Origin of the sequence: Pseudomonas sp. NPDC087336 (genome assembly GCF_044744285.1) — a bacterium.
Lineage (GTDB): Bacteria > Pseudomonadota > Gammaproteobacteria > Pseudomonadales > Pseudomonadaceae > Aquipseudomonas.
Genome location: NZ_JBIUYA010000013.1, coordinates 117,362 through 133,673 on the forward strand (window position 1 = coordinate 117,362; position 16,312 = coordinate 133,673).

Below are 16,312 nucleotides of genomic sequence, written 5' to 3' on the forward strand. Positions count from 1 at the left end.
CGCACGGATTTGCGACCATCTGTTGCAGTAGCCGGCTGGCCGGCGAAGACGATTTCAGGCCTCGCGCTGCCACGCCCGCTGCAACAGATCGATGACCTCTTTGTCCGACGTTTGGGAAAAATCCATGTACCAATGCCCGATCGACGTGAACCAATCGGGCATGATTGGACACACCAGCTCATCCACTTCACGACGCAGCGCCTCGACCGTTTCAATCGGCGCCAGCGGCACCGCCACCACGATGCGCGCCGGTGACTGTGCACGCGCGGCCCGCACCGCCGCCAGCATCGAGGCCCCTGTGGCCAACCCGTCGTCGATCAGAATCACCACCTGGTCCTTGAGCTGCACCGGCGCCCGCGTGCCTCGGTAAACCTGCTCGCGACGCATCAGCTCCCGGGTTTCCCGGGCGACCACGGCCTCGAACGCGGCCTTGTCAATCGGATGTGCCCGCAGCGCCTGCTCATTGCGAATTTCAATGCCGCCACTGGCAATGGCGCCCATGGCGTACTCCGGGTGGGACGGAACACCCAGCTTGCGCACCAGCATCAGGTCCAGGCGCACGCCGAGCGCGGTAGCGACTTCATAGGCCACCGGCACGCCGCCCCGGGGCAGGGCCAGGACGATCACATCGGCGCGACGGGCATAAGGAAGCAGCGGCTCCACCAGGCGTCGACCGGCGTCGCTGCGGTCGCGCAGGAGGGTTTGCGATGAGTGATTCATTTGAAACCTCCCCAGGCGATCAACGCCTGTCGGTTCGCATCACATCATCAATTGTCGGTTCGACGGTGACTGTCAGCAAGCTCGAACACAAGGAGCGAGCCTGCTCGCGATGGAGGTCAACGATGACGCGGGGAGCCTGGCACCCCGCGGTGCTCTCAGGTTTTTCGTCGGAACGCCACCCGGAGCATGCTCGCTCCTACACGGCCCGCGCCCTACACCAACCGCTCAATCTTCTGGTGCTGCCACACCAGCTTGTAGTACAGCGTCTGCAACGCCAGCATCCCCAGATACGCCACCGGAAACGCCATCCAAACCCCTTGCAACCCAAACCGCGCATCCAGCAAATACGCCACCGGCAACTGCACACCCACCACGCACACAATCGAGATCGCCACCGGCACCATCACCGTACCGCTGGCGCGCATGATGCCGCCGATGATCGCCTGGAAGCCGAACACCAACAGGCTCCAGAGCATGATGTGCAACAAGTGCTCGGCCATGCTGCGCGTCGCGTCTTCGGTAAGGAACAAGCCCAGCAACCAGTGCGACAGCAAATACCCCAACACCACCAACCCACCGGTCAGGCACACGTTGATCATCAAACCTGTGCGCAGGATCGGCCCGATCCGTTCGATGCGCCCTGCCCCGATCGCCTGCGCGCCGAGGATCGACGCCGTGATCGCAATCGACAGCGCCGGAAACTGCACGTAATTGACGATCTGCGTCACCGCGCCGTATGCCGCCGTCGCCTGGGAGCCGTGTTGGTTCACCAGCGCCAGAATCACCAGCTCCGACAACGACAACACCACCATCTGCAACCCGGTGGGCAAGCCGATGCGCAGCACCTTGCCGAGGATCGCCATGTCCAGCTTCATCGCCGCGAAAAACTCTCGGTCTGGCGCCAGCGGATGGCCCTTGCGAATCAAGCGCCACGCCAACCACCCCATCGCCGCCAGGTTACCCGCCAACCCGGCAAACGCCGCACTCTGGATCCCCATCGGCGGCAACCCCAGCCACCCGCGGATCAACGCCGGCGTCAGCGCCAGGCCGATACAGGTCGACACCACCAGCGCCAACAACGGCGACAACGTATCGCTCACCCCGCGCAGCAACTGCGTGAACAACACAAACACCAATAGCGTCGGCATGAACCACAACATCACATGGGCATACGCCACCGCATCGTCCAGCACATCCGCCGGCGTCCCCAACCCCACCAGTGAAGACCGCGCAAACACACTCCCTACCACCGCCGCCACCAGCCCGATCAACACCCCCAACAACAAGGTCGACCCGGCGATGGCCTTCACCAAATGCGTCTCCCGCGCGCCCCAGGCTTGGCCGATCAACACACCAGCGCCTGCGCCGAGGCCGATGACCAAGGCGATGAAAAAGAACACGATGGGGAACATGCCGGACACGGCCGCCAGGGCCTGGGTGCCGAGCATCTGGCCGATGTAGATGCTGTTGACGGTGCCGGACATGGATTGCAGGAAGTTCGACAGGACCATGGGAGCGAGGAACAGCAGGTAGGTTTTCCAGAGGGCGCGTTGCGGGTGGGCTGGGGTTTGCATTGGGCAGAGGTCCATCTCGACGGCTGGGGTGTTGATTGAGGATAGCTTCGGTGGCTGAAACCAACGGTCGACGACCATCTCAAGTCTGTGTTTGGATTTCCATTGAAGTGATAGGAAAGGTCTGAGAATTCATCATCACAGATCCTACATGAAGCTCGGAATGCCTCACCTTGCCCATCGATCCGATGAAGCTTATAGTCCGCCCGTCGCCCAAATGGCGACTCAGGTTTGGCGACCTGACTGATCGGGTGCAAAAGCTCTGTGCTTTCTTGCAGGTGCTTTTGCACGTTCGCAAAGCTGTCTTTATGGCAGTTGTGCGCGGGAGACCTTCGGGTCTGCCGGATTCCGATCCCGGTTCGCCAACCTGCGTACAGCTGTCACCCATTTGTTTGGCGACGAATGAGGGACAGTCAACCTTTGCGCTGATCGGAGTGTTCACCTATGGAAAGATACATGCCCCTCACCGGAATCGACCTGGTTCCGGCCTCCCTGCTCATCGACACCCAAGCCCCACTCGACGTTCTGCAAGCCATGGCGGATTACCGAATTCGCACGGTAACGCAAGTACTGGAGAACATCGCCTTTCGCGCAGAGATTGGTTGCGACACGGTGGTGTTGTCGGACTTTTCCAAGCTGTTGGCTATACCGTTGCGCGATGGTTGTGACTTGATGGATGTGATTGGACGGCGTTTGCGGGCGCAGGCGGCGGAGTAAATGAAATATCGCAGATAACAAAAAACCCGCACCAGGCGGGTTTCTTGGGTGTTTCAGGTGGTGTTGGAACCACCTGAAAACGAAAGGTGGTGCCCAGAGACGGAATCGAACCGCCGACACGGGGATTTTCAATCCCCTGCTCTACCGACTGAGCTATCTGGGCCGCGGCGCAATTAAACGTTCTTTACTGCTCGGGCGTCAAGCACGAAATCAAAAAAACTTAAGAAATACCTATACTTACGATTGCCCTAAACGCCTACACAGAGGGGGTGATTATTTTGAGGATTGACATTATTGCCTCAGTCAACAATATAATTGCCTAAAGCAACCATGTAGACCTTTTCATGACCGATCCCATCATTGAGCGCGCCGAAACGGTACGCCGCTTCAACCGGTTCTACACCCACCAGATCGGCGCTCTGCAAGAGCATCTGCTTCAAGCCGAGTTTTCGTTGACCGAAGCTCGCATCCTTTATGAATTGGGCGCCAGCGCTGGGCTGAAGAGTTCAGACCTCTGCCAGATGCTAGGCCTGGATGCCGGTTACCTTAGCCGGGTCATTGGAGGATTCGAGAAAAAAGGACTGATCGTCAGGACTCGCTCGGTAAGCGATGCCAGAGCATCCCAAATCCAGCTCACCGACCTTGGCCGCACGGTGCTGGCCTCCCTGGAGCAAGCCGCTCGTGAGGAAGTCGTGGTGATGCTGCAACGCTTGCCGCAATCACAGCAAGAGCAATTGACCCAAGCCATGTCACGGATACAGACGTTATTGGGTGGCAGCGATCGCTCCTACCTCCTGCGCGATCCTCAAGCCGGTGACATGGGGATTGTCGTTCAGCAGCAAGCTGAACTTTATGCACGTGAATACGGTTGGAATTCGGAGTTCGAAGCGCTGGTGGCGGAAATCGTTGCCAAGTACCTTCGTGAGTTCGACCCGTCCTGCGAGCGCTGCTGGATCGCAGAAAAAGATGGCAAGGTCATCGGTTCGGTTTTTGTCGTCCGACATGACGAGACAACCGCCAAGCTGCGGATGCTGTACGTGGATGCGAGCGCCAGAGGGATGGGAATCGGCAATCGGTTGCTGCAAGAGAGCCTGCGATTTGCACGCCACGCTGGATACAAGAGCATGGTCCTCTGGACGACCAGCGTGCTTGACGATGCCCGAAAGCTGTATCAGAAGGCAGGTTTTCAGTTGGTCGAAGAGGAACAGGTACACAGCTTCGGAAAAGACCTCGTCAGCCAGACTTGGGCTCGGGATTTGTAGTGGTGTTGACCGCATTGAAATGGGTTGGGACCACAAGGGGTGCGGCGCAAAGGGCACAGATTTATTTTTAAGGACAGCGCCGTGCTAACTGTAAAGGGCCCTTGAAGGGCCCTTTATCCGTTGAAAAACGAGAGACGCTTTTCACATGCTTGCTCCAGAGCTGCACCTGGATCCGATTCGGTTTATGCAACGCACTCAAACCAGACACAGCGCCACCGGCGCCTCCCACCCTATATTGATGCATTTGCTCACTCAGCCACCCGATTTGCAAAAACCAGCATCCGGGCGAGTCACAGCCAGCGCTGCGGGTGAAGCTGACAAAACCGTAATCTTCAGCTCAGCCTTCTGAAAGGTTGCACTCACTACCCTCTTCATCCAACGTGGCAACATCTCCTGATTGCTCCGTCATCCGACTGACTGGGAACAAAGCGTCATGCGACCTGAAACTTCTAGACGAACCTTTGTGAAGGGGCTCGCCGCCACCGGGATTCTTGGTGGCCTCGGGCTATGGCGCACACCTGTCTGGGCGATTACCAGCCCGGGCGAGGCGAATGTCCTGGCCGGTACCGACTTTGACCTGTTCATCGGCGAAACCCCGGTCAACATCACCGGCAACCGGCGCACCGCGATGACCATCAATGGCGGTATTCCCGGCCCCCTGCTGCGCTGGCGCGAAGGCGACACAGTGACACTGCGGGTGAGGAACAAGCTCAATGCCGATACCTCCATTCACTGGCACGGTATTTTATTGCCGGCCAACATGGACGGCGTACCGGGGCTGAGCTTTCATGGCATCGAACCCGGTGGGATGTATGTCTATCAGTTCAAGGTCAGGCAGAACGGTACTTACTGGTATCACAGTCATTCGGGGCTTCAGGAACAGTCAGGTGTCTACGGCCCATTGGTGATCGATGCGAAGGAGCCGGAGCCGTTTGAGTACGACCGCGATTATGTGGTGATGCTGACCGACTGGAGCGACGAAGACGCGGTCGGCCTGATGAAGACGTTGAAGAAACAGTCGGATTACTACAACTACAACAAGCGTACCGTGGGCGACTTCATTCACGACGTCAGCGAGAAAGGCTGGAGTTCCACCGTCTCAGATCGAAAGATGTGGGCCGAAATGAAGATGAATCCCACAGACCTGGCCGACGTCAGCGGCGCGACTTATACCTACTTGTTGAACGGCCAGGCGCCTGACATGAACTGGACCGGTGTATTCCGTCCCGGAGAGAAACTGCGCCTGCGCTTTATCAACGGTTCCGCCATGACCTACTTCGATGTACGCATTCCCGGTCTGAAAATGACGGTGGTCGCAGCGGACGGTCTGCACGTCAAACCGGTAAGCGTCGACGAGTTTCGCATCGCAGTGGCCGAGACATTCGACGTGATCGTCGAGCCGACCCAGGATGCCTACACCTTGTTTGCCCAGTCGATGGATCGCACGGGCTATGCCCGCGGCACGCTGGCGGCGAAGGTGGGTTTGTCCGCGCCGATCCCCCCCCTGGACCCGAGACCGCTGGTGACCATGGATGACATGGGCATGGGCGGTATGGATCACGGCAGTATGGGCGGTGACATGGCGGGTATGGATCACAGTCAGATGACCGGCATGGACCACAGCTCAATGCAAGGCATGGCCGGCATGGGCGAAATGCAATCCCATCCCGCGACGGAAAACAACAATCCGCTGGTGGACATGCAAGCCATGACCACTTCCCCCAAACTCGATGACCCGGGCCTCGGCCTGCGTGACAACGGACGTCGCGTCCTGACCTATTCCGACCTGCGCAGCACCTTTGCGGACCCGGACGGCCGCGACCCCGGCCGCACCCTGGAACTGCACCTCACTGGCCACATGGAAAAGTTCGCCTGGTCGTTCAACGGCGTGAAGTTCTCCGACGCCGAACCGCTGCGCCTCAAGTACGGCGAGCGAATCCGCATCGTACTGGTCAACGACACGATGATGACGCATCCCATTCACCTGCATGGCATGTGGAGCGACCTTGAAGACGAGAACGGCCAGTTCATGGTGCGCAAACACACCATCGACATGCCGCCAGGCTCACGGCGCAGTTATCGGGTGACTGCCGACGCGCTCGGCCGCTGGGCCTATCACTGCCACCTCCTGTACCACATGGAAATGGGCATGTTCCGTGAAGTTCGCGTGGAAGAATGAGGCGCTACCCCATGATGATCAGGATCACCCCGATTTCCCTGGCGCTCGTGACCGCGAGTCTGACACTGTCGTCGGCAATGGCCGCCACAGGCGAGATGCAGGGTATGGACCACAGCCAGATGCAAGGCATGGACCACAGCCAGATGCAGGGCATGGATGACGGCCAGATGCAACCTGCCGCGCCTGCCGAAAGCCGCACGCCGATCCCGGCGTTGACCGATGCCGACCGCGCCGCCGTATTCGTCAGCCCCGATGGCCATAACGTCCACGACTCCGCGCTCAACCATTACCTGCTTGCCGAAAAGCTCGAATGGCAGGACGCTGATGATGGCAGCACCCTGGCCTGGGATATCTCAGGCTGGATCGGAGGCGATATCGACCGCCTGTGGCTGCGCTCCGAAGGCGAACGCACCAACGGCAGGACCGAAGATGCGCAGGTCCAGGCACTGTGGGGCCACGCCATCTCCCCGTGGTGGGACGTGGTGAGCGGCGTTCGCCAGGATTTCAAGCCCGGCGCCCCGCAAACCTGGGCGGCGTTTGGAGTCCAGGGCATGGCGCTGTACAACTTCGAAACCGAAGCCACGGCCTTTATCGGTGAAGGTGGCCAAACGGCCGCGCGACTGGAAGGTGACTACGACATCCTGTTGACCAACCGACTTATTTTGCAGCCAACCGCCGAACTTAATTTCTACAGCAAAAATGACCCTCAACGAGGCATGGGTTCCGGCCTGTCCAACACTGAGGCAGGCCTGCGCCTGCGTTATGAAATCCGCCGGGAGTTTGCCCCTTACATCGGCGTGACGTGGAACCGCACCTACGGCAAAACAGCCGATTATGCCAAGGACGACGGCGAGGATCGCAGTGAAGCACGCCTGGTCCTTGGTGTTCGGATGTGGTTCTAGAACGCATCAACTTAACAATCAAAAAAATTACCGCTTGAAGCGGTCAGAGGCCTTGTATGCGATTGATCAAAACCACCGCTGTTGCCATCGCACTGTCTGGCGGGTTACTGATGAGCACATTCGCTCAGGCGCACCCGAAACTGCTCTCCTCCATCCCGGAGGAAGGGGCGCACGGCGCGGCCCCCGGCAAGATCGAACTGCACTTTTCGGAAAACCTCGTGACCCAGTTCTCTGGCGCGAAACTGGTCATGACCGAAATGCCCGGCATGGCCCACTCCCCGATGCCCATGAAGGTCAAAGTCTCTGGCGGCAGCGATCCGAAAACCATGGTTATCACGCCGCTCTCTCCATTGCCCGCCGGTAGCTATAAAGTCGAATGGCGCGCGGTGTCATCGGACACTCATCCGATCACAGGCAACGTTTCGTTCAAAGTGAAGTAACCGATGAGCGATTGGGTCAGCATTGCCCTGCGCCTGGGCTTGTACATGGATTTGATGCTGCTCTTTGGCGTGGCGCTTTTCGGGTTGTACAGCCTTGAAGGACGAGCGCGAGTGTCAGGGGCCGTGTTGCCGTTTAGGTCCGTGTTGGCGGGGACGACGGCGCTGGGCGTACTGGCGTCTGTCGCCAGCCTGGTGATGATGGCGAGCGCCATGAGTGGGGAGTCGGACTTCGCTGAGCTGCGTCCGCATATTGAGATGATGGTATCGGAGACGGACGTAGGGCTTGCCTGGGTCGTGCGAATCATCGCGTTGCTTGTTGGCGGTCTAGCGGTGACGCTCTACCAACGTGCACCCGGCGTTAGCTTGTGGGTCGCAAGTATTGCCGGTGGTATAGCCCTGGCCAGTCTCGCCTGGAGCGGCCATGGGGCGATGGATGAAGGCAGTCGTCGGTATTGGCATTTTGCGATGGACATATTGCACTTGCTGGCGGCAGGCGCGTGGTTTGGAGCATTGGTGGCTTTTGCCAGGATGGCAATGCTCGACACGCTGCAAACCCAAGAGAGCATTGGATTGCTAGCCCGGGCCGTCACCCGGTTCGAATCGGTAGGCGCCTTGATCGTGGTCGTCATCACGGTCACGGGCGTCGTGAACTACCTGTTCATCGTGGGGCCGAAACTCGATAGCGTGCTTTCAAGTACCTACGGGGCTTTGCTGTTCATCAAGGTTGTGTTGTTTGCCGGGATGCTGGTGCTGGCCGCATTGAACCGATTTCACCTTGGCCCGCTTTTGCAGCAATCGTTGCGAAACGGAGAATATCGAGCGGCGGCCAATGCGTTAAGGCGCAGCGTGTTGGTCGAGTTAGCGACAGCGGTCCTGATTGTTGGGCTAGTGGCCTGGTTGGGAACCTTGAGTCCTGATCTGGAGACAGCCTCCCAATAGTGTCGCTGGTGTGTGGCTTTTTTATTGATCTGGTCAATCCTGTGATTATCGGGATATTTAGCGGGCTCCAGGGGCGTTAGGCGAAGCGTAAACGGGCACCGTGCGGGGTGCGCGTTTTTCTTCAAGGCTTGAGCGCAGCACTCCGGGTACCGGCAAACGCACTCGTACCCAGCCAGCGCCACAGGTTCTGCGCATCTTGCGCTGCGCCGTCCACCCGCAGTTCATGCGACTGCAGCACCTCTTGCGGTGTGCGGTCGCCCGCCCACACTTCGGTCAACGCGCGAACGCTTGAGTCGACGACGAGCGTCAATTCCCGTCCGGGGTCGTCGCGGCACAGGTCTGCCACACCCTGTTCGACCACCAGCCACCACTCGCACTCACCGGGTCGCGCATCGCGGAACTTGAACTGGATGACCACCGGTCGGGCCGGGAACGTCTCGATGCGCACGAACCGGCGCACGTCCCACATGAGCAGCCCCGCATCGAGTTGATCATCGCGCAGGCGACTGCCGATCCAGCGCGCGCCCCAATGCCCCAGCGCCATGATGATGGGCCGCAATTGCTCACCCGCCTCGGTCAGGCTGTATTCCCAGACTTTGCCAACCGCCGTGCGGCGTACCACACCGATGTCTTCCAGATGGCGTAGCCGCTGTGCAAGCAGGTTGGTGGACATGCGAGGTACGCCGCGGTGCAGTTCATTGAAGCGTTTGCTGCCGCACAGCAGTTCGCGCACCACCAGGGGCGTCCAGCGTTCGCACAGTGCTTCGGCACCGCGGGCGACCGTGCAGAACTGACCGTAGCTTTCGTCCATCGCCTGTACTCCCAGCGCTGCAACGCTTCAGATTCTGTACTAGTACGGGGACTTGGCCGCGCGCACGCTGAAGTCTCAGGCAGCCAATTGCCTCAGGAGAACGCCATGACCAAGATCGCCATTATTCAGCGCCCGCCCGTACTGCTCGATCGCAACGCGACGATCGCCCGGGCCGTGCAATCGGTCGGCGAGGCCGCAGCGACGGGAGCCTCGCTGATTGTGTTGCCCGAATCGTACATTCCAGGTTACCCGTCCTGGATCTGGCGGCTGGCGGCGGGAAAGGACGGCGCTGTCATAGGCCAGTTGCACACGCGGCTGCTGGCCAACGCCGTTGATATCGCCCATGGCGACCTGAACCAATTGTGCGAGGTTGCCCGCGCTCATGCCGTGACGATCGTCTGTGGCATCAATGAATGCGAGCGACGCAATGGCGGCGGCACGCTCTACAACAGCGTAGTCGTTATTGGCGCCAATGGCGAAGTGCTCAACCGCCACCGCAAGCTGATGCCGACCAATCCCGAGCGCATGGTGCATGGCTTTGGCGATGCGTCCGGGTTGCGCGCCGTCGATACACCGGTCGGCCGCCTGGGCGCGCTCATCTGCTGGGAAAACTACATGCCGCTGGCGCGCTACGCTCTGTATGCCCAAGGGGTGGAAATCTACGTCGCCCCCACGTACGACGCGGGCGAGGGTTGGATCAGCACCCTGCGTCACATTGCCCTGGAAGGCCGCTGCTGGGTGCTCGGCAGCGGTACAGCGCTGCGCGGCAGCGACATCCCCGAGGACTTTCCCTCCCGCGCGCAACTGTTTGCCGATCCGGACGAATGGATCAACGACGGCGACTCGGTGGTGGTCAACCCCCAAGGCCGGATCGTCGCCGGCCCGTTGCACCGAGAGGCAGGCATTCTGTATGCGGACATCGACGTTTCACTCGTTGCCCCCGCGCGACGGGCGCTCGACGTCACCGGGCACTATGCGCGTCCGGATATTTTCGAACTGCAGGTGCGGCGCACGCCAGCGACCGCAGTGCGCTATATCGACGAGTGAAGGCAGGTAACGTTCGTGCGAGCAATCGCCCGACCACTGATCAAGGAGTCATGCCATGAGGTCGTATAAAGGCAGTTGTTTTTGCGGCGCAGTCGAGTTCACCGTCAGCGGTGAACCGGCCGCGATGGGTTATTGCCATTGCCAGTCGTGCCGGCACTGGTCAGCAGGCCCGGTCAATGCCTTCACATTGTGGAAACCCGAGGCGGTGCAAGTGACTCGGGGCGCCGACAACATCGGCACCTATAACAGGACACCACAGAGTTACCGCCAGTGGTGCAAGGCCTGTGGCGGGCATCTGTTCACCGAACACCCGGGGATGGGGCTGATCGATGTGTATGCCGCGCTCATCCCGGATCTGGAATACTCGCCAGGCGTGCATGTCCACTATCAGGAGTCGGTGCTGCATATCAAGGATGGCTTGCCCAAGTTCAAGGATGTGCCGAAAGAGTTGGGGGGTTCGGGTGTTAGCGTGGATGAATAGTGCCGCCGCGAATACTTCTCCAGTTCGTGAGCGATAACGCGAGCTTGCTCCTACACAGACACGACGGAGTTACCTACATGGAAGTTGCCAACTTATTGCAACCTGCAGAATGCACGGGAATGGAGGACATCAGACGCGAGATCGATGCCCTCGACCAGGCCGTTATCAAGCTGTTGGGCCGGCGTTTTCAGTACGTGCTGGCGGCGTCGAAATTCAAGACCTCTGCGGCTTCGGTGCATGCCCGGGAGCGGTTCGATTCGATGCTGGCGACACGTCGGCAGTGGGCTGAGGCAGAAGGCCTGAGCCCGGATGCGATCGAAAAGATGTATAGCGATTTGGTGAAGCATTTTATTGCCGAGGAGATGAAACACTGGTCGGCGCAATTGCCCCAGAGCTGATTCCGGTGCATTCACCGAAGCCGCCCTTTTTTAATCGACTATCTCAAGGGTTCGTTGGCGTTGATGATAACGGCGTGATCGCGCATTACAGTTGATACGCACTGCAATCAATGCTCCGCGCCACATCATCACGCTCACAAGAGGTCTCGTGCTGGCCCTATCAATCGCATCGATGTTCACCATCACGTCAATGAAGTTCTCTTAAAAACTGCACGGCGTAACATCAGCTCCATACCAACCAACTACACCCCGGAGCACACGATCATGAAACGCCAAACCCTCCTCAGCATCGCTTTCTCGGTTTTTGCAGTTAACGCTTTTGCCGCTACGTCTGTTCAGCCTGTTGTCGCTGAAGGCGGCTCGGATCGACTGATTGAAAGCCGAGTGGCTGAAGGTGGTTCGGATCGTTTGATCGAGAATCGTGTGGCTGAAGGCGGTTCGGATCGCCTGATTGAAAATCGTGTTGCTGCCGATGGTTCCGACCGCTTGCAAGGCAACACTGTCGCTGCCGATGGCTCCGACCGCCTGCAAGGCAACACCGTCGCCGCCGATGGCTCCGACCGCCTGCAAGGCAACACCGTCGCCGCTGATGGCTCCGACCGCCTGCAAGGCAACACCGTCGCCGCCGATGGCTCCGACCGCCTGCAAGGCAACACCGTCGCCGCCGACGGCTCCGACCGCCTGCAAGGCAACACTGTCGCCTGAACCCATCGCTGCACCGCACCCACAAAAAGCCCGGCCTGATCAGCCGGGCTTTTTCGTGTTCACTGCACTGGGAGGCACCTATCGACTGCTATTGGTCCGGGAACCGAACGTATTTCGGGCAGAGTTTTTATGTTTGCTACTATCAATGGGCGGCGTCGAAGTTGAGGTCAGGGGTTTGCACAATCGGCTTGCATTTGCCTGGCATTGATCCACTCATTTCAAATCTGCCTGACCACAGGGAGCTGTGATGCGTACTCCATTTTTCTACGTGTTGGCAGCGATGTTTTTTCTCAGCGGCGCTCCCTGCGTGGCGCAGGCGGCGGATCCAGCCCCCACCCCGACAGCCAGCCCTGCCAATGCGGCAGCGTCCACGGTACCCGCCAAAGACCCGGTGTTTACCCAGGAACAGCTGGATCAAATGCTGGCACCCATCGCGCTTTACCCGGACCCGCTGCTGGCACAGGTACTGATGGCGTCCACCTACCCCGGGGAAGTCGCCGAGGCGGTCACCTGGTCGAAGGCGCACCCGGACGCCAAGGGCGATGATGCGGTCAAGCAAGTGGCGAACCAGCCTTGGGACCCGAGTGTGCAGGCGCTGGTTGCCTTCCCGCAGGTGCTGGCCACGCTGGGGCAGGATCCGGTCTGGGTACAACGCCTGGGGGATGCCTTCCTGGCGCAGCCCGACGATCTCATGAATGGCGTGCAACGCTTGCGGCGTCAGGCCCAGGCAGCCGGCAACCTGCAGAGCAACCAGTATCAGAACGTGACGATCCAGAACGCAGCACCGGCCCCCGCACCAGCCGCCACGACCACGACGGAGGCTCCCGCCCAGGCCCCTGCCAGCAGCAGCTCGACCATCATCATTCAGCCGGCCGATCCGCAGGTGGTGTACGTCCCCACCTATAACCCGACAACCACCTACGGCACCTGGGCCTATCCTGCATCTCCGCCTGCCTACTATCCACCGCCGCCCGCCTATTACCCCGGTCAGGCGCTGATGGCCGGGCTGGCGTTCGGTACGGGCGTGGCGATCGTCGGTGCGCTGTGGGGTGATTGTGACTGGGGCAATAACGACGTCGACATCGACGTCAATCGTTACAACAACATCAACGCCAACAACCGAATTTCCAATAATCAGAACAAGTGGCAGCACAACGCCGCCCATCGCAATGGCGTACCTTATCGAGACAGCAGGAGCCGTGAACAGTACGGTCGGCAGCTGGATGGCTCCCGTCAGCGTCAGGCCTATCGAGGGGACAACGCCCAACGCGCCCAGGCGCGTGAAAATGCCCGCAGCTCAATGGACCGGCATGGCATCGAACGACCTGCCACCAGCAACCTGGAAGCCCGTGATCGGGCGCGCGAAGCCCAGTCCCGGGCCTCGGCGGGCAATCGGATGCAGGCCGGTGCAGACAGACCGAAAGCTGCCGATAGGCCGAGGACGGCTGACCAAAGCCAAGGCACCACCAGAAACACTCGGGAGAATCAGCAATCGAGAGTTCAGCAACCCAGGAATCAGAACCAGGCGGATCAACGAGCACAAACGCGCCAGACGGCGCAAAACCGGCAGGCCGCACCGGCCACCAACAGAGGCAGTGCCCGCAACAATGCCTTCGCCGGCGCGCGTTCACCGTCCCAGGCCAACCTGCAAGCCAATCGTGGCCGGGCCAGCCAGGCATCCTATCAGCGCCCCAGCAGCTCGCGAGCAGCCGGCCATCAGATCAGTCGGCCGTCCAGTCCACCAGCGCGTTCAAGGGGGGGCCGCCGTTGAATATCCATCCTCGAGTAAAGGCACGCAGGGGCGTGCTTGTGCATGCCTTGGCGATCACTGCCGGTTTCGCCTGGTCGTGCATTGCCATGGCGCAGCAGGAATTTGCAACGCCGGAAAAGGCCGCTCAAGCGTTCGTCGAAGCATTGGGTACGAAAAACGCCGACCAAAAACGCCTGGCCGAGTTGCTGGGTGAAGACTGGCGCAGTTTCATCCCTCGCGATGGCGCGGAACGTGAAGACGTGGAGGCTTTTCTGAAGCAATACCACGAGCAACACACGATCGAAAAAACCGGCGACAACAAGGCGATCCTGTCGGTGGGCACTGAGCACTGGACACTGCCTATCCCCATCGTCAAAGGCACGAAGGGGTGGCGCTTCGACATCAAGGCCGGCAGTGCCGAACTTCGTACACGGCAAATTGGCCGCAACGAACTGGCCGCGGTGCAATCGGCGCTGGCTTATCACGATGCCCAGATGGACTATGCCTCGGTGGATCGCGACGGTGACGGCGCCCTCGAATACGCGCAGAAAATCTTCAGTACCCCCGGCAAGCACGACGGACTCTATTGGGCGGACGACGATAGCGGACAGATCAGCCCGCTGGGCCCCGAGTTCGGCAAAACCATTGCCGGCCAGGCCTGGCATGGTTACCGCTTCCGCATCCTGCTGGGCCAGGGGCCTTCCGCACCAGGCGGGGCCTACAGCTACCTCATCGGCGACAAGATGAGCCGGGGTTTTGCACTGATCGCCTGGCCGGCGAAATACGGTGAAACCGGGGTGATGAGTTTCATGATCAGTCATGAAGGACAGGTCTTCGAAAAAGACCTGGGACCTGGCAGTGAAAAGCTGGCGCAGGCGATGAAGCGCTTTGATCCCGATGACAGCTGGGCTGAAGTGCCCGCCGATGACGAGAAGGCGGATTGACTCAAACCTGAGGCAGGTTGATCGTTCCCACGCTCTGCGTGGGAATGCATCCCGTGACGCTCTGCGTCACCATTGCGCGGGCCCCAGTCTTGCGTTGCTAGCGGAACGCGGAGCGTCCCTGGCGGCATTCCCACGCAGAGCGTGGGAACGATCAAAATCCACAACGCTCGTCAGCCACGCTTTCGACGTTTTTTTTCATCCTCATCCAGCGCCTGGCGAACCAGCGCCCGCGCCGCCCAAGCGGTAGTGGCGAGTGATTCTTCGACGCTCGCGCCACCGATATCGCGCACGGCAATCAATGCCTCGGTGCCCATGACGATCGACAGCGCCTGCTTCAGGCGTTTGCGTGCCTTGGGTGACAGTACGTCCTTCATCGAATCGACAATCGGCTCGATGTAGCTCAGGCGTCGGCCCGGTCGCAGGGGCTCGTGGGACTCGCTTTCGAGCCACACGGTCATGAACGAACGCTCCATCACGTGCAGACCGATTTCGTCGTCGAGCAGGAGTTTGTTCAACGCGTTGGCCGCCAGGCCGATGCCCTTGACCGGATCCTGGCCGGGCCGCCAGATGCGCTCCAGTGGCGGCATGTCACGATCGGCGGCCGTCTCGCTTAGCAACGCCTCGACCGTGGGAAAGTAGCGATACGCCGTGGCCCGCGACACCCTGGCGCGCTCGGCCGCTTGCGCCACCGTGGGCTGTTGGCCCTCGTCGCGCAAGGCGATGGCGGCCTCGATCAGCGCCTGGCGGGTGCGCAGCTTCTGGTTGATTCGGCCTTGCGCATCGCCTTCGCCGATCGACGGGCCTGGCTTGGGTCTTGACTGGGAGCTCGACATGGAATAAATGATACCTTGTCTTGTAATGAGACACGAGTCTCATAATAGACGCACGGCACGGGATCTGCCACCGCCCCTGTGCGCGGCACTTGCGGGCATCACGATTTCAGGGATTTTCCAGCAACTGAGCGCGCCTCAGGGCGCTTGAGGTCAATGCCATGAATCACACTCCCCGTTCGCGAACCTGGTTTCGACTCGCGGCCCTCTACTTTGCCCTTGGCGTGATGCTGGGGGTGACGATGGGCGCATCCGGCGACCACTCGCTCTTCGCCGTACATGCCCACATCAATCTGTTGGGATGGGTGTCGATGGCACTGTTCGGCGCCATCGGCACACTGCACCCCAGCATTACCGAGGGTCGCGCGGCTGCCGTGCAGTTCTGGACGTACAACCTGGGGGTACCGGTGATGCTCGGCGCGCTGACCCTGCGCCTGAAGGGCGTTGCGTCGATCGAGCCACTGATTGGCGTTGCATCGATCCTGGTTGGCGTGAGCGTGCTGCTGTTTGCCTGGCTGGTGTTCTCGCGCATCGGCGTTGCTGCCGGGTACTTGAGCCGTACGACAGGCGAATCACGTCTGTCATGACCCGGTAGCCACTGCCGCGGGTGCCGTTT

At 60.2% G+C, this 16,312-nt stretch carries 17 protein-coding genes and 1 tRNA gene; 13 read left to right on the forward strand and 5 right to left on the reverse strand.

The genetic code is table 11. The features are described from left to right. Positions 1-54 precede the first annotated feature (54 nt). Both ACIO0C_RS15380 and ACIO0C_RS15385 read right to left on the reverse strand, forming a co-directional pair. The gene (locus tag ACIO0C_RS15380; RefSeq protein WP_401313459.1) at positions 55-720 is read right to left on the reverse strand and encodes a phosphoribosyltransferase; all 666 of its coding nucleotides are present in this window, start codon (positions 718-720) and stop codon (positions 55-57) included. A 212-nt stretch (positions 721-932) separates the two neighbouring features. Then, the gene (locus ACIO0C_RS15385) at positions 933-2,294 is read right to left on the reverse strand and encodes an MATE family efflux transporter (protein WP_401313461.1); all 1,362 of its coding nucleotides are present in this window, start codon (positions 2,292-2,294) and stop codon (positions 933-935) included. A 441-nt stretch (positions 2,295-2,735) separates the two neighbouring features. Between ACIO0C_RS15385 and ACIO0C_RS15390 the strand changes: the two genes are divergently transcribed. Further along, on the forward strand, positions 2,736-3,008 hold the full coding sequence (locus ACIO0C_RS15390; RefSeq protein WP_401313463.1) for a hypothetical protein: 273 nt from the start codon (positions 2,736-2,738) through the stop codon (positions 3,006-3,008). 87 nt (positions 3,009-3,095) lie between these two features. Here ACIO0C_RS15390 and ACIO0C_RS15395 read toward each other — a convergent pair. Continuing rightward, a tRNA-Phe gene (locus ACIO0C_RS15395) sits at positions 3,096-3,171 on the reverse strand. Between the two features lie 181 nt (positions 3,172-3,352). On the opposite strand from ACIO0C_RS15395, the gene ACIO0C_RS15400 reads away from it, so the two are divergent. From ACIO0C_RS15400 to copD, 5 genes are all read left to right on the forward strand, one after another. Further along, entirely contained in the window at positions 3,353-4,270 is a 918-nt protein-coding gene (locus tag ACIO0C_RS15400) for a GNAT family N-acetyltransferase (RefSeq protein ID WP_401313464.1), read from the forward strand. A 433-nt stretch (positions 4,271-4,703) separates the two neighbouring features. Next, positions 4,704-6,449, forward strand: a complete 1,746-nt coding sequence (locus tag ACIO0C_RS15405) for a copper resistance system multicopper oxidase (protein WP_401313466.1) — start codon at positions 4,704-4,706, stop codon at positions 6,447-6,449. Positions 6,450-6,463: 14 nt separating this feature from the next. Further along, complete coding sequence (locus ACIO0C_RS15410; protein ID WP_401313564.1) at positions 6,464-7,351, forward strand: copper resistance protein B; 888 nt, start codon at positions 6,464-6,466, stop codon at positions 7,349-7,351. Positions 7,352-7,407: 56 nt separating this feature from the next. Beyond that, a complete protein-coding gene (gene copC / locus ACIO0C_RS15415; RefSeq protein ID WP_401313468.1) occupies positions 7,408-7,791 on the forward strand; it encodes a copper homeostasis periplasmic binding protein CopC in 384 nt (127 codons plus the stop codon). Between the two features lie 3 nt (positions 7,792-7,794). Next, positions 7,795-8,730 (forward strand): copper homeostasis membrane protein CopD, encoded by a 936-nt coding sequence (gene copD, locus ACIO0C_RS15420; protein ID WP_401313470.1) that lies wholly within the window; start codon positions 7,795-7,797, stop codon positions 8,728-8,730. A gap of 121 nt (positions 8,731-8,851) precedes the next feature. Here the strand turns inward: copD and ACIO0C_RS15425 are convergent, their stop codons facing one another. Next, positions 8,852-9,541 (reverse strand): winged helix-turn-helix transcriptional regulator, encoded by a 690-nt coding sequence (locus ACIO0C_RS15425; RefSeq protein ID WP_401313472.1) that lies wholly within the window; start codon positions 9,539-9,541, stop codon positions 8,852-8,854. Positions 9,542-9,646: 105 nt separating this feature from the next. On the opposite strand from ACIO0C_RS15425, the gene ACIO0C_RS15430 reads away from it, so the two are divergent. From ACIO0C_RS15430 to ACIO0C_RS15455, 6 genes are all read left to right on the forward strand, one after another. Beyond that, the gene (locus ACIO0C_RS15430; RefSeq protein ID WP_401313474.1) at positions 9,647-10,588 is read left to right on the forward strand and encodes a carbon-nitrogen hydrolase family protein; all 942 of its coding nucleotides are present in this window, start codon (positions 9,647-9,649) and stop codon (positions 10,586-10,588) included. A gap of 55 nt (positions 10,589-10,643) precedes the next feature. After that, the gene (locus ACIO0C_RS15435) at positions 10,644-11,069 is read left to right on the forward strand and encodes a GFA family protein (protein ID WP_401313476.1); all 426 of its coding nucleotides are present in this window, start codon (positions 10,644-10,646) and stop codon (positions 11,067-11,069) included. Positions 11,070-11,146: 77 nt separating this feature from the next. Next, a complete protein-coding gene (locus ACIO0C_RS15440; protein WP_401313478.1) occupies positions 11,147-11,467 on the forward strand; it encodes an isochorismate lyase in 321 nt (106 codons plus the stop codon). Positions 11,468-11,731: 264 nt separating this feature from the next. Next, positions 11,732-12,172, forward strand: coding sequence for a hypothetical protein (locus ACIO0C_RS15445; RefSeq protein ID WP_401313480.1), 441 nt, complete (start codon positions 11,732-11,734; stop codon positions 12,170-12,172). 247 nt (positions 12,173-12,419) lie between these two features. Next, the gene (locus ACIO0C_RS15450; RefSeq protein ID WP_401313481.1) at positions 12,420-13,943 is read left to right on the forward strand and encodes a DUF3300 domain-containing protein; all 1,524 of its coding nucleotides are present in this window, start codon (positions 12,420-12,422) and stop codon (positions 13,941-13,943) included. 86 nt (positions 13,944-14,029) lie between these two features. Continuing rightward, the gene (locus ACIO0C_RS15455) at positions 14,030-14,866 is read left to right on the forward strand and encodes a DUF2950 domain-containing protein (RefSeq protein ID WP_401313566.1); all 837 of its coding nucleotides are present in this window, start codon (positions 14,030-14,032) and stop codon (positions 14,864-14,866) included. A gap of 170 nt (positions 14,867-15,036) precedes the next feature. Here the strand turns inward: ACIO0C_RS15455 and ACIO0C_RS15460 are convergent, their stop codons facing one another. Then, positions 15,037-15,699 carry a TetR/AcrR family transcriptional regulator gene (locus ACIO0C_RS15460; protein ID WP_401313482.1) on the reverse strand — a complete coding sequence of 221 codons (663 nt, stop codon included), beginning with the start codon at positions 15,697-15,699 and terminating at the stop codon, positions 15,037-15,039. Between the two features lie 158 nt (positions 15,700-15,857). Here ACIO0C_RS15460 and ACIO0C_RS15465 point away from each other — a divergent pair, with 158 nt between their 5' ends. After that, on the forward strand, positions 15,858-16,283 hold the full coding sequence (locus ACIO0C_RS15465) for a hypothetical protein (RefSeq protein WP_401313484.1): 426 nt from the start codon (positions 15,858-15,860) through the stop codon (positions 16,281-16,283). The last annotated feature ends 29 nt before the right edge of the window (positions 16,284-16,312 follow it).

What these genes read in the sequence shown, in the direction of transcription:
- ACIO0C_RS15455 (WP_401313566.1), top strand. Translation starts at nt 14,030, where the DNA reads ATGGCGCAGCAGGAATTTGCAACGCCGGAAAAGGCCGCTCAAGCGTTC.
- ACIO0C_RS15405 (WP_401313466.1), top strand. Translation starts at nt 4,704, where the DNA reads ATGCGACCTGAAACTTCTAGACGAACCTTTGTGAAGGGGCTCGCCGCC.
- ACIO0C_RS15425 (WP_401313472.1), bottom strand. Translation starts at nt 9,541, where the DNA reads ATGGACGAAAGCTACGGTCAGTTCTGCACGGTCGCCCGCGGTGCCGAA.
- ACIO0C_RS15440 (WP_401313478.1), top strand. Translation starts at nt 11,147, where the DNA reads ATGGAAGTTGCCAACTTATTGCAACCTGCAGAATGCACGGGAATGGAG.
- ACIO0C_RS15380 (WP_401313459.1), bottom strand. Translation starts at nt 720, where the DNA reads ATGAATCACTCATCGCAAACCCTCCTGCGCGACCGCAGCGACGCCGGT.
- ACIO0C_RS15390 (WP_401313463.1), top strand. Translation starts at nt 2,736, where the DNA reads ATGGAAAGATACATGCCCCTCACCGGAATCGACCTGGTTCCGGCCTCC.
- ACIO0C_RS15460 (WP_401313482.1), bottom strand. Translation starts at nt 15,699, where the DNA reads ATGTCGAGCTCCCAGTCAAGACCCAAGCCAGGCCCGTCGATCGGCGAA.
- ACIO0C_RS15445 (WP_401313480.1), top strand. Translation starts at nt 11,732, where the DNA reads ATGAAACGCCAAACCCTCCTCAGCATCGCTTTCTCGGTTTTTGCAGTT.
- ACIO0C_RS15385 (WP_401313461.1), bottom strand. Translation starts at nt 2,294, where the DNA reads ATGCAAACCCCAGCCCACCCGCAACGCGCCCTCTGGAAAACCTACCTG.
- ACIO0C_RS15435 (WP_401313476.1), top strand. Translation starts at nt 10,644, where the DNA reads ATGAGGTCGTATAAAGGCAGTTGTTTTTGCGGCGCAGTCGAGTTCACC.
- ACIO0C_RS15430 (WP_401313474.1), top strand. Translation starts at nt 9,647, where the DNA reads ATGACCAAGATCGCCATTATTCAGCGCCCGCCCGTACTGCTCGATCGC.
- ACIO0C_RS15400 (WP_401313464.1), top strand. Translation starts at nt 3,353, where the DNA reads ATGACCGATCCCATCATTGAGCGCGCCGAAACGGTACGCCGCTTCAAC.
- ACIO0C_RS15450 (WP_401313481.1), top strand. Translation starts at nt 12,420, where the DNA reads ATGCGTACTCCATTTTTCTACGTGTTGGCAGCGATGTTTTTTCTCAGC.
- copC (WP_401313468.1), top strand. Translation starts at nt 7,408, where the DNA reads ATGCGATTGATCAAAACCACCGCTGTTGCCATCGCACTGTCTGGCGGG.
- ACIO0C_RS15410 (WP_401313564.1), top strand. Translation starts at nt 6,464, where the DNA reads ATGATCAGGATCACCCCGATTTCCCTGGCGCTCGTGACCGCGAGTCTG.
- ACIO0C_RS15465 (WP_401313484.1), top strand. Translation starts at nt 15,858, where the DNA reads ATGAATCACACTCCCCGTTCGCGAACCTGGTTTCGACTCGCGGCCCTC.
- copD (WP_401313470.1), top strand. Translation starts at nt 7,795, where the DNA reads ATGAGCGATTGGGTCAGCATTGCCCTGCGCCTGGGCTTGTACATGGAT.